Annotated in this window: 23 protein-coding genes and 1 tRNA gene; 22 read left to right on the top strand and 2 right to left on the bottom strand. The window is 65.6% G+C overall.

Annotated elements, in window-relative coordinates:
- Positions 1 to 65 precede the first annotated feature (65 nt).
- Positions 66 to 1,643: a hypothetical protein gene (locus I603_RS12000; protein WP_068865362.1), complete on the bottom strand. Its 1,578-nt coding sequence runs from the start codon at positions 1,641 to 1,643 to the stop codon at positions 66 to 68.
- A 319-nt stretch (positions 1,644 to 1,962) separates the two neighbouring features.
- Here I603_RS12000 and I603_RS12005 point away from each other — a divergent pair, with 319 nt between their 5' ends.
- The 11 genes from I603_RS12005 to I603_RS12055 all read left to right on the top strand — a co-directional run bounded on the left by I603_RS12005 (position 1,963) and on the right by I603_RS12055 (position 14,308).
- On the top strand, positions 1,963 to 2,370 hold the full coding sequence (locus I603_RS12005; protein ID WP_068865518.1) for a tetratricopeptide repeat protein: 408 nt from the start codon (positions 1,963 to 1,965) through the stop codon (positions 2,368 to 2,370).
- Positions 2,371 to 2,548: 178 nt separating this feature from the next.
- Positions 2,549 to 3,172 (top strand): lytic transglycosylase domain-containing protein, encoded by a 624-nt coding sequence (locus tag I603_RS12010; protein ID WP_068865364.1) that lies wholly within the window; start codon positions 2,549 to 2,551, stop codon positions 3,170 to 3,172.
- A 36-nt stretch (positions 3,173 to 3,208) separates the two neighbouring features.
- Entirely contained in the window at positions 3,209 to 3,520 is a 312-nt protein-coding gene (locus I603_RS12015) for a TrbC/VirB2 family type IV secretion system protein (protein WP_068865366.1), read from the top strand.
- 11 nt (positions 3,521 to 3,531) lie between these two features.
- The gene (locus tag I603_RS12020; protein ID WP_068865368.1) at positions 3,532 to 3,816 is read left to right on the top strand and encodes a VirB3 family type IV secretion system protein; all 285 of its coding nucleotides are present in this window, start codon (positions 3,532 to 3,534) and stop codon (positions 3,814 to 3,816) included.
- Complete coding sequence (locus I603_RS12025; RefSeq protein ID WP_068865370.1) at positions 3,806 to 6,250, top strand: VirB4 family type IV secretion/conjugal transfer ATPase; 2,445 nt, start codon at positions 3,806 to 3,808, stop codon at positions 6,248 to 6,250. The genes I603_RS12020 and I603_RS12025 overlap by 11 nt, the downstream gene beginning before the upstream one ends.
- Positions 6,247 to 7,467, top strand: a complete 1,221-nt coding sequence (locus I603_RS12030; protein WP_068865372.1) for a TrbL/VirB6 family protein — start codon at positions 6,247 to 6,249, stop codon at positions 7,465 to 7,467. The genes I603_RS12025 and I603_RS12030 overlap by 4 nt, the downstream gene beginning before the upstream one ends.
- The gene (locus tag I603_RS12035) at positions 7,464 to 8,273 is read left to right on the top strand and encodes a TrbG/VirB9 family P-type conjugative transfer protein (RefSeq protein ID WP_068865375.1); all 810 of its coding nucleotides are present in this window, start codon (positions 7,464 to 7,466) and stop codon (positions 8,271 to 8,273) included. Before I603_RS12030 ends, I603_RS12035 begins: the two co-directional genes overlap by 4 nt.
- On the top strand, positions 8,273 to 9,409 hold the full coding sequence (locus I603_RS12040; protein WP_232305373.1) for a TrbI/VirB10 family protein: 1,137 nt from the start codon (positions 8,273 to 8,275) through the stop codon (positions 9,407 to 9,409). Before I603_RS12035 ends, I603_RS12040 begins: the two co-directional genes overlap by 1 nt.
- Positions 9,410 to 9,417: 8 nt before the next feature.
- Complete coding sequence (gene virB11 / locus I603_RS12045) at positions 9,418 to 10,431, top strand: P-type DNA transfer ATPase VirB11 (protein WP_068865379.1); 1,014 nt, start codon at positions 9,418 to 9,420, stop codon at positions 10,429 to 10,431.
- Positions 10,432 to 10,571: 140 nt separating this feature from the next.
- On the top strand, positions 10,572 to 12,767 hold the full coding sequence (locus tag I603_RS12050; RefSeq protein WP_084440083.1) for an RNA degradosome polyphosphate kinase: 2,196 nt from the start codon (positions 10,572 to 10,574) through the stop codon (positions 12,765 to 12,767).
- A complete protein-coding gene (locus I603_RS12055; RefSeq protein WP_068865381.1) occupies positions 12,764 to 14,308 on the top strand; it encodes a Ppx/GppA phosphatase family protein in 1,545 nt (514 codons plus the stop codon). The genes I603_RS12050 and I603_RS12055 overlap by 4 nt, the downstream gene beginning before the upstream one ends.
- Here I603_RS12055 and I603_RS12060 read toward each other — a convergent pair.
- Entirely contained in the window at positions 14,305 to 15,081 is a 777-nt protein-coding gene (locus tag I603_RS12060) for a queuosine precursor transporter (protein ID WP_084440084.1), read from the bottom strand. The genes I603_RS12055 and I603_RS12060 overlap by 4 nt on opposite strands.
- A 61-nt stretch (positions 15,082 to 15,142) precedes the next feature.
- Between I603_RS12060 and I603_RS12065 the strand changes: the two genes are divergently transcribed.
- The 11 genes from I603_RS12065 (at position 15,143) to I603_RS14595 (ending at position 24,564) form a co-directional block, all read left to right on the top strand.
- A tRNA-Arg gene (locus I603_RS12065) sits at positions 15,143 to 15,219 on the top strand.
- A gap of 243 nt (positions 15,220 to 15,462) precedes the next feature.
- The gene (locus tag I603_RS12070) at positions 15,463 to 17,508 is read left to right on the top strand and encodes a winged helix-turn-helix domain-containing protein (RefSeq protein WP_143736717.1); all 2,046 of its coding nucleotides are present in this window, start codon (positions 15,463 to 15,465) and stop codon (positions 17,506 to 17,508) included.
- Positions 17,509 to 17,762: 254 nt separating this feature from the next.
- Positions 17,763 to 18,194 carry a nuclear transport factor 2 family protein gene (locus tag I603_RS12075; RefSeq protein WP_158093650.1) on the top strand — a complete coding sequence of 144 codons (432 nt, stop codon included), beginning with the start codon at positions 17,763 to 17,765 and terminating at the stop codon, positions 18,192 to 18,194.
- A gap of 53 nt (positions 18,195 to 18,247) precedes the next feature.
- Positions 18,248 to 18,640, top strand: a complete 393-nt coding sequence (locus I603_RS12080; protein ID WP_068865387.1) for a YybH family protein — start codon at positions 18,248 to 18,250, stop codon at positions 18,638 to 18,640.
- An 82-nt stretch (positions 18,641 to 18,722) separates the two neighbouring features.
- Complete coding sequence (locus I603_RS14735; RefSeq protein WP_158093651.1) at positions 18,723 to 20,669, top strand: SMP-30/gluconolactonase/LRE family protein; 1,947 nt, start codon at positions 18,723 to 18,725, stop codon at positions 20,667 to 20,669.
- Positions 20,666 to 21,445: an SDR family NAD(P)-dependent oxidoreductase gene (locus I603_RS12090; RefSeq protein ID WP_068865390.1), complete on the top strand. Its 780-nt coding sequence runs from the start codon at positions 20,666 to 20,668 to the stop codon at positions 21,443 to 21,445. Before I603_RS14735 ends, I603_RS12090 begins: the two co-directional genes overlap by 4 nt.
- Positions 21,446 to 21,461: 16 nt before the next feature.
- Entirely contained in the window at positions 21,462 to 21,863 is a 402-nt protein-coding gene (locus I603_RS12095) for a nuclear transport factor 2 family protein (RefSeq protein WP_068865392.1), read from the top strand.
- A complete protein-coding gene (locus I603_RS12100; RefSeq protein ID WP_068865394.1) occupies positions 21,860 to 22,627 on the top strand; it encodes an SDR family NAD(P)-dependent oxidoreductase in 768 nt (255 codons plus the stop codon). The genes I603_RS12095 and I603_RS12100 overlap by 4 nt, the downstream gene beginning before the upstream one ends.
- A 13-nt stretch (positions 22,628 to 22,640) precedes the next feature.
- A complete protein-coding gene (locus I603_RS12105; RefSeq protein WP_068865396.1) occupies positions 22,641 to 23,591 on the top strand; it encodes a sulfotransferase domain-containing protein in 951 nt (316 codons plus the stop codon).
- On the top strand, positions 23,588 to 24,400 hold the full coding sequence (locus tag I603_RS12110) for a GNAT family N-acetyltransferase (RefSeq protein ID WP_068865397.1): 813 nt from the start codon (positions 23,588 to 23,590) through the stop codon (positions 24,398 to 24,400). The genes I603_RS12105 and I603_RS12110 overlap by 4 nt, the downstream gene beginning before the upstream one ends.
- Positions 24,397 to 24,564, top strand: a complete 168-nt coding sequence (locus tag I603_RS14595) for a hypothetical protein (protein ID WP_157090872.1) — start codon at positions 24,397 to 24,399, stop codon at positions 24,562 to 24,564. The genes I603_RS12110 and I603_RS14595 overlap by 4 nt, the downstream gene beginning before the upstream one ends.
- The last annotated feature ends 1 nt before the right edge of the window (position 24,565 follow it).

Here is a 24,565-nt window from a genome sequence, read left to right on the forward strand (position 1 = left end):
CCGGATAGAACGAAAGCGGGAGGCGCGCGCTGTATGCGGCGCCTCCCGGATTTCGAAAGGCGCGATCAGTTGTAGACCGGCAGCGTGGTGCAGGCACCGGTGGCGCTACCGAAATTGAGCGTCGCCGAGTTGCAGGTCCAGTTGCGGAAGGCCGCTTCGAGGCCGGCCTGGTTCTCGATCGCACCGATGAAGGTGCGGTCCGGCGCAAAGAAGCTCGACCGCCCGCTTGCGGCGAACGGGGTAACGCCGCTCTCGCCCGTGCCATTGATCACCACGCCGGTCAGCGTGATGGTGAAGGCAAGGTTGACGTTGGTGCCGGACGTCACGGCCGTGAGCGCCTGATCGTTGGAGACGCCGCTGCTGCCGCGCGCCTGGCGCGTCGTGCCGCCGTCGCAGACGACCGAATCGATGCCGATCAGCGCCGCAACCGTTTCCGGCTCGTCGATGCGGAAGCAGAAGGTGCCGTCACCGTCGAGCTTGTTCATCACGCCGTTGGTGAGGCTGAGCGCCGCACCGCCACGGGCACGCACCATCGCACCGTTGGAACCGGCCGAATTTTCCACGAAGGTGAAGTTGTTCACCTGCAGGCGGGTGCGCGGACGGGCCGCGATCGGGGTGTTGGCGCCGTTGTTCGAATCGAGTTCGATGATCGAGTCGCCGGTGGTGGTGCGCTGCACGACCACGACCGTGTCGAGATCGGCGAGCGCGCCGGTGTCCGCGTCGATCGAGTCGTCGGACGCGCCGATGACGGCGAGGTTGCGAACGCGCACGGTGCCGCCGAAGAATTCGACGCCGTCGTCCGAGCTGTTGAACGATTGCAGGTTCTCGATCACCGTGCCCGAACCCGTGCCGCCGGTGGTCAGCGACTGGAGTTCGTTGCCCGGCGCCAGTTCGAAGCCGGAGAAGCGGATCTGGTTGAACCGCATCGAGCCCGAATTGTCGGCATCATTCGCGCCGCCATAGGGAATGGTCGTGGCCGCACCTTCGAGGTTCTGCTGGCAGGTGGTGTTCTGCGAGAAGGTGTCATCGGTGTTGAACACGCCGGTCGAGCAGTCCGACACCCGCGCGCGGCCGAGCAGCACGACGCCGCCCCACTGCTGCTGGCTGTTGTCGTTGGCGACGCCGATCACGTTGTCGCGGCTGGTCCACACGATCGGGCGATCGGCGGTGCCGTTGGCGTTGAGGCGGTTGCCGCGGTTGACGATCAGCGCCGAGGAGCCCTGCGCGAACACGATCACGCCCGGCTCGACCGTCAGCGTGACGTTGTTGCCGGTGCTGGCAAAGCCCTGGTCGGTGCCGACGAAGGTCTGGCCGCCAAGCTGGTAGAGCAGGCCCGCCACATAGGGCAGCGTGTCGCTGGCGTCGACGGTGGCAGGCAGGGTGCAGACGCGCCAGGTGCCGGTCGGGCCGGTGATGGTGCCGGCATCGGTCAGGCCGCCGGTCGAGTTGATGGTCGGGCAGCCGGCCGCCGGAGTGACCAGCGACTGGGTCGGGGTCGGGGTCGGCGTCGGCGTGGGCGCCGGGTTGGTGATGTTCACGTTGATGTCGCCGCTGGTGCCGGGCGAGACGATTTCGTCGGCGCCGCAGCCAGCCAGAGCAACGAGGCTGCAACCCAGAACGAGAGTGCGTTGAATGTTTTTCACAGCGTGCGGTCCCCTCAAAAACCGAGAATCGATGAAAGCGCGGGTCAGAGATTCAAGTGCGCGCCGCTTCGCTAGGGGGGCTGCGTGACAGAATTCTTGCAGCATGACAGCCGCGTGGCATTTGCTGAAATATGACTGAAGAAAGTCAAATATGACAAAAGCGGGGTGTCGCTTCTCCTCAAATGTTACAGAGAAAAACACTGTAAAAGCAATTGTCTAGGTTCAAAAATTGCAGAAAAATTACAGTGTTACGGTTTTGTTGCATTGAGGAGCGCGCTGAGTCACTATGCTCGTCGAACTGGAAGAGGAGCCAAGCCCCATGTCCGTAACCGCTTTCGCAATTGCACTTGTCGCCGCTACCCCGCTGGCCGATGCGCCCGTCGCGCAACTGCAGGCCGCGCCCGAGGGCGATCTGGCCGCCCAGACCCTTGCCGCCGGACGCGAGGACGAGGCGCTGGCGGTGCTGCAGCGCGCTGTTGCCGCCAATCCGCATGACCCGGCCGTGCTGATCAATCTCGGTATCGCCTATGCCCACAAGGGCGAGGATGCGAAGGCCCGCACCGCGTTCGAGGCCGCGCTGACCTGCCACGAGGTTGTCGAGCTCGACACCGCCGACGGCACCGCCACCGATTCGCGGCGTCTTGCCCGCAAGGCGATCCGCATGCTGGAGCGCGGAGAGTTTCGCAGCGGCCCGGCCCGCGGCGAACAGCTGACCTATCGCGACTGACATGCCTTCCCGCGCGGCCTTTCGGGGCGCACCGGGGCACGAGACGGGCGGCTTGCCGGCAAGGCGGGCCGTCCGTTTTGCTGCCGGGCGAGGGTGCGACGGCGGAAAGCACGGCGGGGACTGTCACCTGCCTGTCATTTAGGATAGACAATAGGGAGACATTCTGGAGGGCCCTGGAATGATTCTCGCCGCGGCATGCCGCGCCGCCATTGCTGCTACCTTGCTGACCGTCGCTACCGCGGCGCATGCCGACGTGCTCGAACTGGGCGTGGAGGGAGCACGCTGGGTTGCAGGGCCGCTCGCGGGAACCGCCGCGGCGGACCAAAGCAGCGCGCCGGTGGCGGTCGAAGGGCTGGCGCTGCCGGATGCTGCCATCGCCGATCCTGCGCGCAACGCCGCCGCGGTGCCGCCTCGCTATACCGCCAAGATCAACGAACTCGCGGCACGGTTCGACCTGTCGCCCGCATTGCTCGAGGCGGTGGTGTGGCAGGAAAGCCGCTGGCGCGAGAATGCCGTCTCGCCGGTCGGCGCGCGGGGCCTCGCCCAGCTGATGCCGGGCACGGCGCGCTATCTCGGGGTCAACCCCGAAGATCCCTTCCAGAATCTCGAGGGCGGGGCGCGTTACCTGCGCGAACAGCTCGACCGGTTCGACGGAGATCTCGAAAAGGCTCTGGCCGCCTACAACGCCGGCCCCGGAAGGGTCGAGCGCGCGGGAGGCATCCCGAACATTCGCGAGACGAAACACTATGTGGCGGCCATCATGGGCCGCCTCGCCAGCCATTCGCGCCCCGCTGGCCAATAGGCCTGCTGCGCCATTATCAGGACGATGAGAGACTGCATGACTTCGCTATTCCGCCTTCCCGCCCGCATCGCCGCGCTGCTGGCACTCGCGCTCGCGCCCAGCGCGGCGTTCGCGCAAGGAGCCGATCCGGCGGGCTCGGGCCCGATCAACAATGCGCTGTTGTGGTTGCAGGGCACGCTGCTCGGCACGGTGGCGACCACGGTTGCCGTGATGGCGGTCGCCGCGATCGGCTTCATGATGCTGACCGGCCGGATGAACTGGCGCTTCGGCGCGACCGTGATCATCGGCGTCTTCATCCTGTTCGGCGCCACCACCATCGTGGCCGGCATCCAGTCGGCGGCCGGGTAAGGGCGAAGGCGATGAGCGAGCTTGTCCGCCATCCGGTCCACCGCGCGCTCACCCGCCCGCAGATGTTCGCGGGCGTGACGATGAACTTCTTCATCATCAACCTGATGGTGACGACCATCGCCTTCCTGATCCTCAAGAGCTTCTGGATCATCCCCGTGCCGATCGTGATGCACGTCATCGGTTATTTCGCCTCGCTGCGCGAACCGCGCATTTTCGACCTGTGGATCACCAAGGTTTCGAAATGCCCGCGCGTGCCCAATTTCAAGCGCTGGGGGTGCAATTCCTATGCCCCGTAAGTGGATCGGCCCTGCCGCGTGGAGCGCGAAGGAGGCCAAGGTCGGCGACCGCCTGCCCTATGCCCGCCTGATCGACGAAAACACCGTGCTGCTGCGCGACGGCTCGGTCATGAGCGCGATCCAGGTGCCGGGTCTGCTGTTCGAGACCGAGGATTCCGACGCGCTGAATGCCCACGCCGCCACGCGCGAGGTGATGCTGCGTTCGACGCTGGATGCGCGTTTCGTGATGTATCACCACGTCATCCGCCGCCGCGTGGAGGTGGAGCTCGATGCGGAATTCCCCGATCCCCTCTCGCGCCATATCGACGCGCGCTGGAAGCAGCGGCTGGCCGGGGGATCGCTGTTCATCAATGATCAGTTCGTGACCCTGATCCGCCGCCCCGCGCGCGGCAAGACGGGCCTGCCGGAGCGCCTTTCCAAGCTGTTCAGCCGCGCAGGCGCAGACGAGCTTGAGGCCGATCCCAAGGATATCCGCAGCCTCAAGGCCGCGATCACCGGCCTCGTCGCCAGCCTGCAGAATTATGGCGCGGCGGTGCTTGGCGACTACCAGGCCCCCGGCAGCAGCGGCACCAATTCGGAGATGCTGGAGCTGCTCTCGGCGCTATATAATGGCGAGATGCGCCCGGTGCGCCGACCGTCGGAAGACACCGATATCGGCCAGATGCTCCCCTATCGCCGTGCCTCATTCGGCCTCGATGCGATGGAACTGAGGGGCAGCGCGGCGCCCGATTTCGCCGCGATTCTCGGGCTGAAAGACTACCCCGAAGCGACCTCGCCCGGCCTGCTCGACAACCTGCTGCGCCTGCCGTTCGAAATGGTGGTGAGCGAAAGCTATGCCCCGAACGAGCGCACCACGGCGAAGGAACGCATCGACCTCGCGCTGCGCCGCTCGCGGTCGGTCGACGAGGAAGCAGCCGCAGAGCGGGGCGAGATGCTGGCCGCGCGCGATGCGCTCGGCAACGGCGCTGTGGGCTTCGGCGATCATCACCTCACCGTGCTGGTCCGCGAAAGCACCTTGCCGCGCCTCGACGATGCGATGGCCGCCTGCGCTGCCGCGCTGGCCGATACCGGCGCGATCGCGGTGCGCGAGGACACGAACCTCGAACCGGCCTTCTGGGCGCAGTTCCCGGGCAACGAGGAATATATCGTGCGCCGCGCGCTGATTTCCTCGGCCAATATGGCAGGCTTCGGGTCTTTCCACGGCTTTGCGCTAGGGCAGGCGAGCGGCAACCACTGGGGCGATGCGGTGACCCTGCTGGAAACCACCAGCGCCACGCCGTTCTTCTTCAATTTCCACCACGGCGACCTGGGCAATTTCTCGGTCATCGGCCCGTCGGGTTCGGGCAAGACCGTGGTGATGAACTTCCTCGCCGCACAGGCACAAAAGTTCAAACCGCGCACCATCCTGTTCGACAAGGATCGCGGCGCGGAGCTGTTCATTCGCGGCATCGGCGGGCGCTATGACCGGATCGCGCCGGGCCAGCCCACCGGCTTCAACCCGCTGAGCCTGCCCGACACCCCCGCCAACCGCGCTTTCCTGCGCGACTGGCTGGCGGTGCTGCTCAAGGCCGAAGGGCCGGAGGAGTTTTCGACCATTTCGGCGGCGGTCGATGCGACCTATGCCAACGACCCCGCGCTGCGGCGCCTGAGGCATTTCAAGGAACTGCTGGCAGGCACGCGTCGCCCGGAACCCGGCGATCTGGCCGACCGGCTGGCGGCGTGGATCGGGGAGGGCGAGCACGCCTGGCTGTTCGACAATGCGCGCGACCGGCTCGACCTCGAAACCCGCGTCATGGGCTTCGACATGACCGCGCTGCTCGAAAACCCGCGCCTGCGCACGCCGACGATGATGTACCTGTTCCACCGCATCGATGAACGGCTGGACGGGCAGCCGACCATGATCCTGATCGACGAGGGATGGAAGGCGCTTGATGACGAAGTCTTCGCCGCGCGTATCCGCGACTGGCTCAAGACCCTTCGGAAGCGCAACGCCCTGGTCGGCTTTGCGACGCAATCTGCGCGCGATGCGCTCGACAGCCGCATCTCGACCGCGCTGGTCGAACAGACCGCGACCATGGTGTTCATGCCCAACAGCCGCGCGCGGCCCGAGGATTACTGCGACGGCTTTGGCCTGACGGATCACGAATTTGCGCTGATCCGAAGCCTGCCTGCCCATTCGCGCTGCTTCCTCGTGCGCCAGCCCGATGCCAGCGTCGTGGTGCGGCTCGATCTGTCCGGCGCGCCTGAAGTGCTCACCATCCTGTCGGGCCGCGAAAGCGCGGTCAGGCGGCTCGATCTCCTGCGCGAGGCGGTGGGCGATGAACCGGCTGCATGGTTTCCGGCGCTCACCGGCCGGGCTTGGCCAGAATTCATGGGGCCCGATGGTGCGGCGCTGGATAGTGACGGTGGCCCGGTCTGGCAGGCAGCGGAATGAGCACCGCCTGCGATCTTGCCGCCCAATCGATGGGCACCGGCGTCGCCGCCGCGCTGTCGGCGGTGGACTGCATTGCCAGCGGGGTTTCCGAACAGGCCTTCAACCGCCTGTTCGGTACTGACGGCCAGCTCACCTTCGCGCTGACGCTGATGCTGGTGCTGTATGTGGGGTTCTTCGCAATCTCGCTGATGCTCGGCCGGTCGAACCTCGGCGTGCGGGCGCTGCTGCCAAAGGTCATCACGCTGGGGCTGGTGATCGGCTTTGCGACCAGTTTCGTCGCCTTTTCGACCGTGTTCTACAACATCTTCATCGGCGGGCCCGACCAGATCGCGGGCATCCTCACCGGCACGCCCAGAGGCTCGGGGGGCGAAAGCGCGACCAGCGTGTTCGCGCAGAAGCTTGACGTTGTGTTCCTCGCGATCCAGCAGGCGAGCGGAGACACAAGGGATATCAACGCTTTCTCGCCGCCCGGCATGATGTGGTTCGGGGCGATGCTGCTGCTGCTGGGGACAGTCGGCCTGCTGGTCACGGCGCGGATCGCGCTGGCGTTGCTGCTTGCCGTGGGACCGATTTTCGTGGTGCTGGCGCTGTTCGAAGGCACGCGCGGGCTGTTCACCGGCTGGCTCAAGGGGCTGACGATGATGGCGCTCGCCCCGCTCTTTGCGGTGCTGGGCGGGACGATCATGCTCGAACTCTCGGTGCCGATCCTCGCCGCGCTGGTGGCGGTGCCGGGCGTGATCGACCAGCAGGCGGCGATGGCCTTTTTCCTTGTCGGCGCGGTGCACATGGCGCTGATGTTCCTCGCGCTCAAGGTCGCCTCGACCATGGTGGCGGGCTGGCAGGTTTTCGGTCTGGTGCCCGCGCGAGAGCGGGATCGCGGGTCGGATGGCCCGCGCATGATGCCGCCTGCGCAAGCCATGCAGGGCACGCCGCGCGGTGCCAGTTTGACCCCCGCCAGCGCCGGCTTGACCCCCCGCAGGCTCGACGTCGCCCCGCTTCAACCCGCGCTTGCGGCCAATGACACGGGGTCTGGCGGCGCTGTTTCACGTGAAACACGCGTCTATGCGACCAGCGGCGGGGGCGGGCAGGTGAGCCCGCTTAATCCCGCGACCTCGCGCACCCGCGGCATCGGCAACCGCTTCCGTTCCGCGTCAGCGGTTTCGGGCAGCGCCGCGCCCAAGCCCGCCGCGCCCACCCCCTCGGAGACCTACCAATGATCCGCCCCGGCCTGATCCGGCTGACCCTCGCCCCGCTTGTGCTCGCCTGCACCGCCCCTGCGCTGGCCGACGATCCGCGCCTGAAAACGCTCGTCTTTGACGAGGCGAGCGTGGTGCGCATCGACGGCAAGGTGCTGGTGCAGACCACCATCAAGTTCGCCCCCGACGAGGTGATCGAGAATGTCGCCATCGGGGATTCGACCGCGTGGCAGGTGCAGCCCAACAAGGCGCAGGACATCCTGTTCGTGAAGCCGCTCGAACCCTCGGCACGCACCAACATGACCGTGGTGACCGACAAGCGCACCTACCTGTTCGATCTCGTCGCCTCGCCTCGCAATGCGCCGCTCTATGTGCTGCAATTCCGCTATCCCGAACTGGAAAAGGCCGAGGAAGAAGCGCGCCTTGCCGCCGCTGCCGAAGCCGAGCGGCTGGCTGCGAGCCCGGCGGAGTTGGCGGCGGCAAAGGATCCTTATGCTGTCGCCGATCCGGCCAGTCTCAATTTCGAGTGGGCAAGCGCGGGAACGCGCGAATTGTTGCCCGCACGCGCCTACGACGACGGTGATGCGGTGTTCCTGACCTGGCCCGCCGGGACCGCGATTCCGGCGATCCTCGTCACCAACGAAGACGGCGAGGAAGGCCCGGTCAATTTCACGGTACGCGGCGAAACGGTGGTGGTTGACGGCGTGCCGCCGCAGATCATCCTGCGTTCGGGCCGCGATACCGCCACGCTTACCAATCTCGGCCCCGCTGCTCCGAGCGCCCGCAGCGCCGGACTGACGGCGCCGCGCAAGAAGGGAGCCAACTGATGCGCCTTGCCATGCGTCTGCCGCCGAAGAAGGGCTCTGCCGGTTCCGACGAGACGATCGACCCGCGCGAGCAGGAATCCGCCGAGATCATCGATCTCGCCAGCCGCGCGGCCTTTCCTGCCGTCACCGACCGCAAGGCCAGGGGTGACGGGCTGGGCCTTGCCGCCGGGGTGGCGATGATCGCTTTGATCGGGGCGGTGACCTTCTGGGCGATGGAATCGGCGCGCCTGCCTGACCCCGAGAGCGTGGGCAATCCAGACCTTGCCCCGCCGCAGGCCGCCGTCGCGGCGCCTGCAGCGGTCGCCGTGCCCGCCGCCGCGCCTGCCACGGTCACGCCGCAGCCAGATCCCGCACCCGCGCCGGTGCTCGCCAACCAGCCCGCGCAGGTGGCGATGCCGGTCACCAATCCCTATGCCAGCCCGACCATGGTGTTCGACGCGAGCCGTTCGGCCAACAGCCCGCGCCTTGCCGAAGCCCCTGTCGGTGCTCCTGCGCCGACCGGTGCGACCGGCGCTGACATGGGCAATTCGAGCGCAGCGGCCTTTGCCAGCCGCGTGGGCGGCGTGGGCGGCGCGCCTGCTCAGGCGCGCGCTATGACCAATCCCTCGACCACCGTCACCGAAGGCACGCTGATCCCCGCGATCCTCGAGACCGCGATCAACACCGACGTGCCGGGCTATGTGCGCGCGGTGGTGAGCCAGGACGTGCGAAGCTTCGATGGCAAGCGCGTGCTGATCCCGCGTTCCTCGCGCCTGATCGGCCAGTATCAGGCCGGAGTCGAGCAGGGGCAGAAGCGCGCCTATGTGATCTGGACCCGGCTGATCCGTCCCGACGGGGTTTCGGTCAACCTCGGCTCGCCCGCAGTCGGTTTCGACGGCACCACAGGGCTGGAGGGCGACGTCAACAGCCACTTCTTCAAGCGCTTCGGTTCAGGCCTGCTGCTGTCGGTTGTGGGCGGCCTCGGCGCGTTGGCGACCGGCGGGGTCGGCGGTGTGATCGTGGCCGGCGGTGCGCAGGGTGCGGCCAATTCGGCGGTCCAGCAGACGGGCAATATCAGCCCCACCATCCGCGTGCGCATGGGGGAGCCGATCCGCGTCTTCACCGCGCGCGATCTCGATTTCAGCACCGTGAACTGAACCCCGGCATGAGCGCGGATATCCACCGGCTGAGCGCGAGCGAAGAGGGGGCGGCGGCCCCGCTTTCGCCTGAACGCTCGGTCTATCTCGAAGCCTATCTCGCGCCTTTCCGCCGCTGGCTCGACCGCGACACCGTGACCGAGATCATGGTCAACCGCCCGGGCGAGGTGTGGATCGAGGATGCCGCCAATCCGGGGATGCAGCGGATTGAAACGCCCGAGATTGACGACAGGCTCGTGCAGCGCCTTGCCGAACAGGTCGCGCGCGTCAGCCACCAGGGGATCAACCGCGAACACCCGCTGCTGGGCGCGACCCTGCCGGATGGCGCGCGCGTGCAGTTCTGCGGACCGCCCGCTGCGCGCAAGCACTGGGTGATGGCAATCCGTCGCCACCGCCGGCTCGACCTGCCATTGGACGCCTATGACACCGGCCCGCTGGTGGGCGAGGGGCATGTCGCCATGCCCGATCCGCAAGCCCAGCCGATCGCCTATTTGCGCGCCGCAATCCGGGCGCGGCGTACGATCCTGATCTCGGGCGGCACCAGCACCGGCAAGACCACCTTCCTCAATGCCATGCTGGGCGAGATCCCGCCCGATGAACGCGTGGTGCTGGTCGAGGATACGCCCGAACTCAAATTTCCCGGCGCCAATGCGGTCGGCCTCGTTGCTGTCAAGGGCGAGCTGGGCGAGGCGAAGGTCACTGCCAACGAATTGCTGCAGGCAGCCTTGCGCCTGCGCCCCGATCGCATCGTGCTGGGCGAATTGCGCGGGGCAGAGAGCGTCAGCTTCCTGCGCGCGATCAATACCGGCCACCCGGGCAGCTTTTCGACCATCCACGCCAATTCCCTGCGCGGCGCGCTGGAGCAATTGGCGCTGATGGTGATGCAGACCGGGATCGGACTCAGTCGCAGCGATACCATCGCCTATGCTGCGAGCGTGATCGACGTGATCGTGCAACTGGGCCGCGATGCCAACGGCAAGCGCGGCATTACCCAGATCGCTGACAGCACGTCGCTGCTGTAAACCGCGCGACGGCTGCATCGCAGTAAAATTGACATTCATGCGACAGCGACCGCATGGTGATTTACACCTTGCGGCCAAGCGAACACATGCGCGTGGCCTGCGCCGTTTGCAATGCGCGGGACTGACGTAACGGGAAAGCGATGAGCACGTCACCGATCGAGACCGAGGATAGCCCCGAGGCTGCGGGTATGCCCGCTTTTGCCGTACTTGGCCCCGATGAATCGCCCTATTTCAACCGCGAGCTCTCCTGGCTCCAGTTCAACCAGCGGGTGCTGGCCGAGGCCTGTAACGAGGCCTACCCGCTGCTCGAACGCCTGCGCTTCCTGTCGATTTCGGGCAGCAATCTCGATGAATTCATGATGATCCGCGTCGCCGGCCTTGTCGGGCAGGCGCAACGCGGGATCGGGCGGCCTTCGATCGACGGGCTATCGCCCACCCAGCAACTCGCCGCGATCCGCGAGATGCTGGCCGAGCTCAGCACCCGTCAGCAGGCGATATGGCGCACACTGCACGAAGCGCTGGCCGGGGCCGATATCCATGTCGCGGATGAAGGGCGGCTCAAGCCCGCCGCGCACAAGTGGCTCAAGAGCTATTTCCTGGAGGAAATCCTCCCGATCATCACCCCGCAGGCGATCGATCCGGCGCATCCCTTTCCCTTCGTGCAGAACGGCGGGCTTGGCCTGTTGTTCACGCTCACGCGGGATGCTGACAAGGAGCAGCTTATCGAGATGGTGCTGATCCCCAGCGCCATGCCTCGCTTCGTGCGGGTGCCGGACGAGGTGACGGGGGAGGGCGGGGCGCTCTACATCTCGATCGCCAGCCTGATCCAGCGTTATGCTGCGGCGCTGTTTCCCGGCTTCACCATCCAGGGTGACGGGCTGTTCCGGGTGCTGCGCGACAGCGATATCGAGATCGAGGAAGAGGCCGAAGACCTCGTGCGCACCTTCCGCAGCGCCATCCAGCGCCGCCGGCGAGGCCAGGTGATACAGCTCGAACTGGAGGAGGATTTCGACCCTGCGGCCGAGGAAATCTTGCTCGAGCAGCTCGGCGTCAACGAGGCTGCGGTAATCAAGACCGACGGGATGATCGGGATCGACGGGCTTGCCGAAATCGTCGGCGAGGACCGGCCCGATCTCAAGTTCGATGCCTATTCCCCGCGTTTTCCCGAGCGCATCCGCGAACATGACGGCGATGCCTTTTCCGCGATCCGCGAAAAGGACATCATCATCCACCACCCATATGAGAGTTTCGAGGTGGTGGTCGATTTCATCAACCAGGCCGCCGCTGACCCTGACGTGGTGGCGATCAAGCAGACGCTTTACCGCGCGGGCTCGCAGTCGGCTGTGATCAACGCCCTGATCGACGCGGCCGAGGCGGGCAAGTCGGTGACCGCAGTGGTCGAATTGAAAGCCCGTTTCGACGAGGAACAGAACCTCAAATGGGCGAGCAAGCTCGAACGCGCAGGGGTGCAGGTGATCTACGGCTTCACCGACTGGAAGACCCACGCCAAGGTGGCGATGGTGGTACGGCGCGAGGGTTCGTCCTTCCGCACCTACTGCCATTTCGGCACCGGCAACTACCACCCGGTCACCGCGAAGATCTACACCGATTTGAGCTTCTTCACCGCCGACCCCAAGCTGGGGCGCGATGCGGCCAAGATGTTCAACTTCGTCACCGGCTATGTCGAGCCGCACGCTTTGGAACGCATCCACATTGCACCGATTGACCTGCGCGACGAAATCTACGCCCGCATCGATGGCGAGATCGCGAATGCGAGAGCAGAAAAGCCCGCTGCGATCTGGATGAAGTGCAACCAGATCACCGATGACGGCATAATCGACCGGCTCTATGCCGCCAGCAATGCCGGCGTGCGGATCGAACTGGTGGTGCGCGGTATCTGCTGCCTCAGGCCGGGAATCGCCGGACTGTCGGAGAATATCCGCGTAAAATCGATCATAGGCCGGTTCCTCGAACACAGCCGGATCTATGCCTTCGCCAATGGCGCTGCCATGCCGAGCGCGCAGGCGGCGGTCTATATCTCGTCTGCCGACCTGATGAGCCGCAACCTTGATCGCCGGGTCGAGGCGCTGATCCCCATCCTCAACCGCACGGTTCACGACCAGGTGCTCCAGCAGGTCCTGCTCGCCAATATGCTTGATACCGAGCAGAGCTGGTGGCTCAACCCGGACGGTTCCTATTCGCGCGTGACGACCGACGGCAAGCCGTTCAATTGCCACCGCTATTTCATGACCAACCCTTCGCTGTCCGGGCGCGGGGGTGCGCTGGAGGCGGGAGCGGTGCCCAAGCTGAGCCTGCGGCGAGGCGCGGCGGCATGAGCTACCGCAAGCGGCTGGACGACCGCGACGGAGCCTTTGCCGGCAGCACGCCCGAACGCGCCATCATCGACATCGGTTCGAACACAGTCCGTCTGGTCGTATACGGTGGCTCGATGCGCGCGCCCATGGTGCTGCTCAACGAAAAGGTCACTGCCAAGCTGGGGCGAGAGATTACCGCGACGGGTAGGCTCGCGGACGAGGCCACCGCGCTGGCGCTGCGCGGGCTCAAGCGGTTCGCGCTGCTGCTCGAGGATCTCGGCATTCGCGATGTCGAGACGGTCGCCACTGCGGCGGTTCGCGATGCGACGAACGGACCTGAATTCGTCGAACAACTCCGAGCGATCGGGCTGGAGCCGCGCGTCATCTCGGGTGAGGAAGAGGCGCTGTTGAGCGCCCACGGGGTGATCGGAGCCTTCCCCGATGCGCGCGGGATCGTTGCCGACCTTGGCGGCGGGAGCCTTGAACTGGTGCGGGTTTCGCGGGGCATGGCCGAAGGCGCAAGCACGCTGCCGCTGGGCACGCTGCGCCTGCCCGATTATCGCGGACGCGGGCGGGGCGAGATGAAGAAGGCGCTCGACAAGGCGCTGCGCAAGGCGGGATGGGACCTTTCCGGCACCGCGCCTGCAGATAACGGCGCGCTCTATCTCGTCGGCGGGACATGGCGGGCGATGGCGGTCTTCGCCATGGCGCTGCGCAATCATCCGCTCAGCGACCCGCACGGCTTCGAGCTTGATCCGGCAGCTGCACAAGAACTCGCCGCCGCATTGTCCGGCAGCGAAAGCGAGGCGTTGAAGGGCCGTGAACGGATTTCATCCATGCGCGCCGAAAAGCTGCCTGATGCCGCGGTGCTGCTGTCGGCTCTGCTTGCCCGGCTCAACCCGGCGCGGATCGTGTTCTCGTCATGGGGCCTGCGCGAGGGCGTGCTCTATGATCGCCTGCCCGATCACAGCCGGGCGCAAGACCCGCTGCTGGCGGGAATTGCCGTATTCGCCAGCCAGCGCGGCGCGCCGGTGACGCTGGCGACGCGGATGGCCGCCTGGACGCTCGATGCTGCCCCGGCGCGTGAACACGGAAGCGAGCGGCTGCGGCTGGCAGCGACCATGCTCGCGCTCGCCTCTATGCAGGTCGAGCCCAACCTCCGCCTGCCGCAGGCGGTCGACTGGGCGCTGCACAAGCGCTGGATCGGGGTCGACGGCAAGGGCCGGGCGATGATGGCGGCGGCAATCGCGGCCAATGGCAATGTGCTCGACCTGCCCGAGCGCGTGCGCGCGCTCGCGAGTGAGGAGGCGCTGGAGGAAGCGGTGCGCTGGGGTCTGGCCCTGCGCCTTGCGCGCAGACTCGGCGCTCGCTCGCGCCGCTCGCTCGAAGTCAGCCGGCTGGTGCTCGAAGACGGCGCATTGGTGCTGCGGCTGGCGGAAAGCCACGAGGCACTGTTCGGCGTCCCGACCGAAAAGGACATGAAGCTGCTGGCGGGCCGCCTCGGGGTAGAATGGCGGGTCGAGATTGTTCCGGATAGCGCTTTGTTGTCGCGAGCGGACTAAGCTTCCTTGGTGCTGGCGAAGGGCGAGAAATCGGTATCGAGGTCGAACAGGTCGACCCCCTCTGCTTTTTTCAGCTTGTTCACCACCACATAGGTCACCGGCGTCAGTGCCGCTTCCCAACCCACCTTCAGCGCCCAGTTGGTGACGATCACGGTCAGCACGTCCTGCGTCGTCCAGATCCCGAGGAAGGCGATCGGATAGAAGATCAGGCTGTCCACGCCCTGTCCGACGAAGGTCGACCCGATCGTGCGGGTCCAGAGCATGCGGCCCTTGGTGAGCACCTTCATCTTGGCCATGACGAAGGAATTGACGAACTCGCCCGCCCAGAAGGCAGTAATCGAGGCAACGACGATGCGCCAGGTGCTGCCGAACACTTCCTCGTAGGCGGCCTGGCCTTGCCAGCTGTCGGCCGGGGGCATGGCGACCACGACATAGCTCATGAAGGCCATGAAGGTGAGCGCGCCAAACCCCGTCCAGATCACGCGGCGCGCGCGGGCATAGCCATAAACCTCGGTCAGCACGTCGCCGATGACATAGCCGAGCGGGAAGAACAGGATTCCTGCCCCGAAGGTAAACCCAGCCACGGTCGACAACTTGGCCGCGCCGATCAGGTTTGACAGCAGCAGGATAGCCACGAACCCGGCCATCACGAGATCGTAATAGCGGAAATGGGCTGGCGCATGACTGGTCGCCTGGATGCCGTCATCCGGGTCGCGGTCGAAGGCGGCTGCCGGATCGACGGCGCCGGCACTGGCGGGAGAGGTGTTTTCCATCGCCGGTTGGGTTAGCGCGATTTGCCTGTCCGTCAAAGCGCGCTATTGGGCTTGGCGGCGCGCGCCCGTAGCTCATCTGGATAGAGCGCGAGACTTCTAATCTTGAGGCAGCAGGTTCGAGTCCTGCCGGGCGCGCCAATCACCTCGAAATCCGGGAAACAAGGAATTTCCCGGCCATCCCCCCTGGACGAAACAGAAAATTGTGCCCGCTTGCGGGTCGCTGACCGCGTATTGATCACCAGCCAGTGGTTCCAGACAGGGGCAGTTGCAAGCGCATCCTCCCGCTTGATTGCAAAGTCTCGGTTCGGCTGTAATGTTCGGCTGCTCAGGGGGAGAGAACGGTTGGAGCAGGCGGAGATCCGCGTTGCCGGGCGCGGCTTGATGAAGGCGACATTGTTCGGAGATTTCCGGATCGAGACGCCGCGCGGGGACCTTGTGGTCCTCAGCAATCGCCGGGCTGCGCTCCTGCTTGCTGTCCTGTGTCTGGAGCCCGGTCATTCGATCGATCGCGAAGCACTGGCCCGGCTGTTGTGGCCGGACCGTTTCCTTGCTCAAGCGAAGGCGAGCCTGCGCCAATGTCTGCTCGACCTCAGGCGCAAGCTCGAGGAACATGGGATCGACTGTCTGATCGTGTCCCGCGGGGAGGTGGCGCTGTCCCCGGGAAGCATGGTGTGCGACCTGTTCGATCTTGAAGCCGGGCTGTCATCGGAGGATCCCGAAGCGGCCATTGCCGCCTTGCTCGCGATCGGAAACCGGCCGCTTGTTCAGGGGCCCCCTCTGAATCCCGAGTTCGAGGAGTGGCTCACCACGAGGCGCGATCATGTCGACGCGCAGCTGCGGGCTACGATATCGGCGGCGATCCGAAACGCTTCCAAGGCAACGGGCGAGCGGCTGCTGGAGGCGGCACGGGCGCGATTTCCGACCTATCGCACTTTCAACCGCGCGGCCCATCAGGCGCGCATTGCTGTTCTGCCATTCGGCCAGGTCGACAGCGTTGGCGGCAATTTCTTCCTCGCTGACGGGATCGTGGACGAACTTTCGACGCGGCTTGCCGGGATCAACGGGATCGCGCTGGCGGGGCGGACATCGGTTGCAGCGGTCATCGACAAGGGACGAACGCTGACCGAAATCGCGTCCGATCTTGGCGTCGGTTACGTGATCGAGGGCGAGGTCAGGCGCGACGAGCAGGGCATCAGCGTCCGCATTGCGTTGATCAGCGGCCAGTCCGGCACCGAGGTCTGGTCCGATTGGCTCAGCGGTTCGATCGAGGATTTCTTCGACGGGCGCAAGGTGATCGGCGCCAATGTCATCGCCGCGATCTGCCGCGCGCTTGGTCTGACCGCTTCGCCGGCGCCGTCGCGCAAGATGACCCACGACCGCGAGGCCTATGCGCTTTATCTCCAGGGCCGGGCGATGATCCAGAAGATCGGCGTGGAGGGTGCCTTTGCCAACGGTATCGCGTTTCTCGAACAGGCACTGGCGATCGATCCGGACTTCGCCGAATGCTGGACCGCGCTCGCCAATGCCTACATCATGACGGCGGCGCTCACCCCCAGTCTCGAACGGGTTGCCCAATCTGCCGAAGCCGCCCGCTGCGCCGAGCGTGCCATCGTGCTCGATCCGGGGCAGGGGCATGCCTTCTCCATCCTCGGCATCCATGAATGGACCCGGTTCAATCCGGCCCGCGCGCTCGAAATGGCGTTCGAGGCCTATGCCCGCGATCCCAATGATGCCGACGTGTGTTCGCGGCTGGGATCGTGTCTGCTCTATCTCGGCAAGGCGCGCGAGGCGTTGCCCTATATCGAGGCCGCGGTGGACCGCGATCCGGTTTATGCGCGCAATTATGCGATGCTGGCCTCGGCCTGGCTGAGCCTCGGCGAATTCGGCAAGGCCGAGGCGGCAGGGCAGCGCATGGGAGACCTCGGCTCTCCAGCGTTCTGGCACTCGCTTGCCCTGATCGCGCAGGGCAGGCACGAGGAAGCGGTTCAGTCCTATTTCGCCATCCGCGCTTATGTCGGCACAATCATCATGCGTCCGCCGGGCATGCCGCCGATGGATGACCAGGCGCTCGATTCCTATATCGCCTTTGCTGCGAAAGGGGTTTGTAGCGGCAAGGAAGAGGATCGCGCCGCTTACTGCCAGACGCTCGACGGCCTGCACACCATGATGCCTGACCCCTATGACAGCTCGATCGCCTTTCCGGCGATCTGGATGGGCCATAGCGATCTCGTCATGAAGACCTATTCCGAATGCATCCATCCGGCCAACATGTTCGGCCTCATGAGCCTGTGGATCGATATCGACCCGATCAACCGCACGATCCGCCACCCCGGCTTCATGGATTTCGCCGAACGCATCGGCATGGTCGAGGCGTGGGAGCGCTTCGGCTGGCCCGATCTGATCCCGACCGACCCGCGCCGCGCCTGAGCGCGCACGATTTGACGCTTTTTTGACGGTCCGCCCGGTTGACCGTACGGGCCATTCAGCAGCATCCTCTACGCCGCGAACAAACGAAAAATCATGGCCTGACTGGCGCATCCGAAGAGCCGTTTCGGATGCGGCGGACACGTCGTGCCGTTGGTCACCCGCGTTCGGGGGGAGCGCGGGCTTCGCGGACTCCGGCGGGCGGTGATGCGACCCGGTCGCCCGCCGGAGCTCTTTCTTGGGGGGAGGGGACGAGCGTGACAAACAGGGAAATTGTCGAAGCAATGTATGCCGCCTTTGCCGCAGGTGACATTCCGGGCGTTCTGGCGCTGCTGGCCGATGACGTGGTGTGGAACGAGGCCGAAGGCAACAAGCTCGCCGACCGCAGTCCCTATGTCGGCCCGCAGGCGGTACTCGAAGGCGTGTTCGAGCGGCTCGCGCAAGACTTCGCCGAATTCTCGGTCGAAATTGACATGATCCTTGATGAAGGCGACCTCGTTGTCACCCAAGGGCGCTACCATGCGAAGGCGCGCGGCAGCGAGGTCGAGATCCATCCGAGGATCGCCAGTTTCTGGACCGTCAGAAACGGCAAGATTGCGGCGTTCCAGCAGCATGTCGACACGCTGATCCTGTCCAAGGCGATTGGCGAGCCCGATCTGTCGGGTGCGGTGATCCAGCCGCAGGTTTGACACGCACCCGACGCACCCATTCCGCTTCCGAAACAACCAGAGATCGCAAGGCCATGACCATCACAACCATTCCCGCAACCGACCTTCACCACAATTACGTCGCGGCGATCAATTCGAACGACACCGACCGCATTATTGCGCTGATGAGCGAGGATGTGGTGTTTCAGGTTCCCGGCGAACCCGAACTGGTCGGCAAGGAAGCGATTGCGGCCTGGGCAAACGGCTTCTTCGCGGCATTCGAGGCCGCATGGGACAAGACCGAGCACGCGCTTGAGCAATCGGGCGATCTTGCGGTCAGCCGCTACACCTACACCGCCCGCTATCGCTCGCGCGAGGACGGATCGGAGTTGGGCGAGATCGGCAAGGGCACCTGCATCTATCGCCGCGCGCCCTCGGGCGAATGGCTGCTGATGATCGACAGCTGGTCGACCCACGAGGAGGCTTGAGATGCGGTCGGGCGGCGGAATGGCCGCGCGGCCTTGGAGTTTCGCGAGCGGGAAGGCTTTCCTTCTGGCGGTCCTTTCGCTCTTGATAGCGCAACCCCTCCTTGCCGAGGAGCGGGCGCCCGCCAGCGGCCCGCCCGCGCTGGAAGCGGCCATCGCGCAGAGCCAAGTCGCGCTCGATGCAATCCTCAACGGCGACCCCAGCCTCTACCGGCGCTTCGGCTCCGAGTGGCGGCTTGTTCACCGCCATGCCGATCCGATCACGACGATGCGCGCTGCGCAGCCCGATGCATCGACAGACTTCGCCCGGCGCTATGCCGCCGCATGGTCGAGCCAGAAGCCCGAGGCGGTTGCTGCGTTTTTTGCCGAGGACGGGCGGCTCGTGGTCAATGATGGCGAGCCTGCGGTGGGACGCGCGGCCATCGCCGATGTTGCGCGCGGATTTATGGAGGCCTTTCCCGATCTGGTCGTCGCCTTCGATAAGTTGGGCGAGCGCGATGGCCGCAGGATCTTTCACTGGACCCTGACCGGCACCAATACCGGCCCTGGCGGCACGGGTGCGAGCGTCCGCATCAGCGGCGTCGAAGCGTGGGCGATGGGCCCCGATGGCCTGATCGCGGATTCCGGCGGGTCTTTCGATGCGGCGGATTACGCGCGGCAGCTTGAGGCCGGCGCTTCGGGCAAGGCCCAGGCCGGTTACACGCTCTTTCCCGCCGACCGCAGTCTCACCCATGCCGAAGACGGCGTGGTCCTGCCCGATGGCCGCTTGCTTGTCGGCGATTGGGACCATGGCCTGGTCACGCTGGACCCGGACGGGACCAAGCGCCCCTTCGGTAACTTTGCGGCAGCGGGCTTCCGGACCCGGCCCGATCCCTTGTGGAACAGCCCCAACGGCATTTCGTGGGAGCCGGATGGGCGCCATGTCCTCGTCGCCGACATTACCGGCGGGCATATCTACCGGGTCGACACGCGGACCCAAGCGGTTGCGCGCATTTACGATCACCCCTTCGGCGTGAATGCTGCCGTTCGCGATCCTTCAGGGGCGATCTGGTTCACCCAATCGACCGAGAATGCCGCCGGAGAAGGCTCCGAGGCGCGCATGTTCGCCGCTGCCGACAAGCCGCTCGGCGATGGCTCGGTATGGCGCATCGCGGCCGCCGAGGTGGGCAAGAACGATCCGCAAGCCGTCAAGGTCGTCGAGGGACTCGATTTCGCCAATGGTATCGTCTTCGATGCCCCGCGCGGGCGGGTCTATGTCAACGAGATCGTCGCCAGCCGCATCCTCAGCTTTGCGGTCGATCCGCAGACCGGCGCGCTGTCGGACCGCCGCGTGCTCGTCTCACTGCCGACGCCCGACAATATCGAGCTCGACGCAAACGGCGATCTGTGGGTCACCAGCCCCTTTGCCAATGCGGTCTACAAGGTCGATGCCGATACCGGCGACCGCCAGACGATCTTCGCCCCCACTCCCGAGGCAAGCGCGCGGATGGTGAGCGAGACCTACCGCCGGCTGGAGGCGGGCGAAGGGCTGCTTTCGCTGCTGGGGCCGGACATCTGGGGCCCGATGCCGGGGCTGCTGACCGGACTGATCCTTGCGCCTGATGGCACGGTCTACGTGTCGGGGCTTGGTGATGCGCTGGTGAAGCTGGACGGCGCAGCGGAAACCGATACCGACCTGGCACCGATCCTCGACAACCGCACCCGCGTGATCATCGCGGGTATCCGTTCGGGCGATGTGTCGCAGATCATGGCGCTTTACGGCCCGGCCTCGCTCTATGCCGCCGACAACGTGACGCTGCTTTCAGACCCTGGCGCGATCCGCGAATTCTGGGTCAATGTCGCGGCCAGCCCCGCGCATGATGCCACGCTCGAAGTGCTGCGGATCGAACGCCTCGGACCCGATGCCTTTGTCGAAATCCAGAAATACGACGTTTTCGACGCGGGCGGCGAGCGGCTGTTCGGCGGCTACGCCTCGCTGCTGTGGCGCAAGGTGGGAGGCCGCTGGATGATCGCCGCGGATGTGTCGAATTGAGCGGGCTTGCCGCCTTTGACCTCACCGGCAAGGTCGCCATCGTGACCGGAGGCAATCGCGGGATCGGGCGCGCCATCGCGCTGGGGCTTGCGCAGGCGGGCGCGGCAGTCGCGATCCTCGCGCGCAACGCTGAACGCAACGCCGAGGTCGAAGCCGAGCTGGAGCGGATCGGGCAGCCCACCCATGCCGACATTCTCGACGTGACCGACCGCGCGGCCATCGCCCAGGCGGTGGGGCGGGTCGAAAGGGCGCTCGGCCCGGTCGATATTCTCGTCAACAATGCGGGCAATACCGATATCAGCGGCGGTGTGCTGAACCAGTCGGATGAAGGCTGGGACAACGCGCTGGCGACCCACCTGACCGCCACCATGCTGCTTTCGAAATCGGCAGCCCAGTCGATGCAGGCGCGCGGTCGCGGCAAGATCATCAACCTGGCCAGCATGTATTCGATTTTCGGCGCGGCGGCCCTCCCTTCCTATGCAGCGGCGAAGGGCGGCATCGTCCAGCTGACGAAATCGATGGCCATTGAACTTGCGCCCCACGGCATTCAGGTCAACGCGATCGCGCCGGGCTGGATCGCGACCGAGATGACCGAGGTCGCCCGCGAGGATCCCGACTGGCGCGATTTCAACGCCATGCTGATGGCCCGCACCCCGGCAGGGCGCTGGGGCGAGGCGGAGGAATGCGGAGGCGCGGCAGTCTTTCTTGCCAGCGCGGCGGCGGATTTCGTGACCGGCATCACTCTGCCGGTCGACGGCGGATATTCGGTTTTCTGAGAAGGGACTGCGATCAATGACCAATCGCGACATCATCATGGCGCTCTATGCGGCTTTCGACAGCGGCGACATGGACGCGGTGCTGGCGCTGATGGCCGACGACATCGTCTGGCACGAGGCGGAAAACAACAAGTGGGCTGACGGCAATCCCTATGTCGGCCCGCAGGCCGTTGCCGCAGGCGTGTTCGGCCGGGTTCCCGACGAATATGACAGCTTTGCGGTCGAGGTCGGGCAGGTTGTCGAGGATGGCGACACGGTCGTGATGCAGGGTCGCTACCGTGCCAAGGTGAAGGCGAGCGGTGCCGAGATCGCGCCGCAGATCGTCCATTGGTGGACCGTGAAGAACGGCAAAATCGCGACCTTCCAGCAGCACGCCGACACCTTCGCTCTCGCCAAGGCGCTGGGTGCACCGGCGTGACGGCTTTCGCCGGCAAGGTCGCCATCGTCACCGGGGCGAGCAGCGGGATCGGCGCGGCGACCGCGCGCCTGTTGGCGGAGCGCGGGGCCGCGGTGGTGCTCGCCGCCCGGCGCGAGGAGGCGATTGCGGCGCTTGCCGAGGAGATCGCGAGGGCCGGGGGCAGGGCCAGCCACATCCGCACCGACGTCAGCGATGCAGGCGAGGTCGCAGCGATGGTTGCCTGCGCCGTCGAAACTTACGGGCGGCTCGATATTGCGGTCAATAATGCCGGGATCGGCACGCAGGTTCATTCGATCCTCGATCTGCCCGACGATTACTGGGACCGTGTGCAAGCCACCAATCTCAAGGGCAATTTCCTGTGCCTCAAGCATCAGGCGCGCGCGATGCTGGCGGCTGGTCATGGCGGGGCGATCATCAATGTCGGCTCGGTCAACACTTTCCTCGGCTGTCCGGGCGCGGCTGCATATTGCGCGTCCAAGGCGGGACCACTGGCGCTGACGACCAGCGCATCTGCCGAACTGGCCGCGCAGGGCATCAGGGTCAATCTCGTGTGCCCCGGCGTGACCGACACCCCGATGCACCACGAGATCAAGGCCAATCTCGGGCCCGAAGCCTTCGAGGGCATGAAGGCGCAGACCCATCAGCGCCGGATCGGAGATCCTGCCGAAATCGCCCGCGCCATCGCCTTCCTCGCCTCGGACGAAGCCAGCTTCATCACCGGCACCACGCTGACCGCCGATGGCGGCTTTCACCTCACGCTTTGAAAGAGGTCTCCCCATGCTGATCCGCAAGCCCGAAAAGACCATCCGCACCTGGCACACCGACAGCCGCGTCTGGGACAACTTCGAACTGCGCGCAGGCGATATCATTGTCTGCACGCCGCCCAAGACCGGCACGACCTGGACGCAGCGGATCGTCGGGATGCTGCTCGCGCAATCGGCCGAGCCGCGCCAGATCATGGAAGAGCAGCCCTGGCTCGATGCGCGCTTCATCCCGACGAATGAGGTGGTCGCTGCACTGTCTGCCTTCGAAGGACGGCGCGGGCTCAAGAGCCATTCCCCGCTCAGCGCCCTGCCGCTGCACGATGATGTGCTCTACATCAATGTCGCGCGCGACCCGCGCGATGCGGTGATGTCGTTCCACAATCACAACCTGAACTTCACCGACGAATTTCTGGCGGGCATGGATCAGACCGGCCTCGAGGATCCCCTGATCGCCGCTCCGTTCCCGCGCGCGCTCGAAGACCCGCGGGCGTTCTTCCGGCGCTGGCTGCGCGATCCCGCATACGCGCCGTTCGACGACTTCACGATCGCCGAATTCTGCGAGATCGAGAACAGCTTCTGGGAAGCGCGCGAGCGCCCCAACGTTCTGCTGGTCCACTACAATGATCTCAAGGCCGACCGCGAAGGCGAGATGCGCCGGATCGCCCAATTCTGCGGAATAGAGACGCCCGAGCCGCTGTTTGCCGAGATGGTCGAAGCGGCGGGCTTTTCCAGCATGAAGCGCCATGGCGCGCAGCTTCTGGGCCTTGCCGAAGTGGCCTTCAAGGGCGGGGCCGATTCCTTCCTCCACAAGGGCACGAACGAACGCTGGCGCGCGGTTCTGACCGACCAGGACCTGGCTGATTACCGCGCGGCGCTGGAGGCGCGCCTTCCTGCCGATCTTGCACGCTGGCTGGAGCATGGAAGGCTGGGCGATGAACAGACCCTGCCCGGAGCAGCCCAGTGATTGCCGCGGATACGCATCGCCTGGGTCTTGATGCCCATGGCAGCGTCCAGAGCCTGACCAGCGGCTGGACCTATCTGGTCGGTCAATATCCCGATCACGCCATATCCAGCGCCGGGCCGGTGCGCGCGCTTGTCGCCAATGTCGACAATGCGTTTTTGAACATGGTCGTGATCGAACAGCCAACCGGCGGCCCGCGCGGCTTTGCCGATGCGCTCGCCCAAGCCGCCGGGATCATGGAGCGATGCCCCTATCCCGCCATGCTGGCGAGCGTGCCGGAATGGTATCCCGATGGCGCAGACGCCCTGTTTGCCTCGGCGGGGCTGGCGCATGCGCAGGATCTGTGGGGCATGGCTGCAACAACGCTTGCTCTGGCGAGGTGGCCCGAACCGGAACTCGATTACCGTCTCATCCGGGACCGTCAGAGCGCCATTGATATCGGCCTTGTGAATGCGGCGGCCTATTCCATGCCGGTTGAAACCTTTGCGATCACCGATACTGTCCACCAGTGGTCGGGCGAGCACTTCGGCGTTGTCGGCTATGCCGATGGTGAAGCGGTAACCGGCGCGCTGGCCTATATTCAGGATGATCAGATCTATATCGGCTGGGTTGCAACCCTGCCCGATCGCCACGGGCAAGGTCTGGGCGAGGCAGCGATGCGGCGGGCGATCAAGGCCGCCCAAGACGCCGCGTCGGGGCCCTTGCCCCTATGGCTGCACGCGACCGCAATGGGCCGACCGCTCTATCGCAGCATGGGCTTTGAGGATGCAGCACATATGCGATTGCATGTCCTTGAGGGGGCCGGGCATTGAGCCGTCCGCGCCCCACCTCGTTTGACGAGGAGCTTGAACGGCGTCTGGCGATCCTTGCACGGTGTGAGGAACCCGACAGGCGTCTGCCACGCACGGATACAATCGCGCTGGCGGCGATCACCGCCGGATGCTTTGCCATCGTGCTGATTGCGCAGGCGCTCTAGC

This window comes from Erythrobacter dokdonensis DSW-74 (genome assembly GCF_001677335.1).
In the GTDB taxonomy this organism is placed as follows: Bacteria; Pseudomonadota; Alphaproteobacteria; order Sphingomonadales; family Sphingomonadaceae; genus Erythrobacter; species Erythrobacter dokdonensis.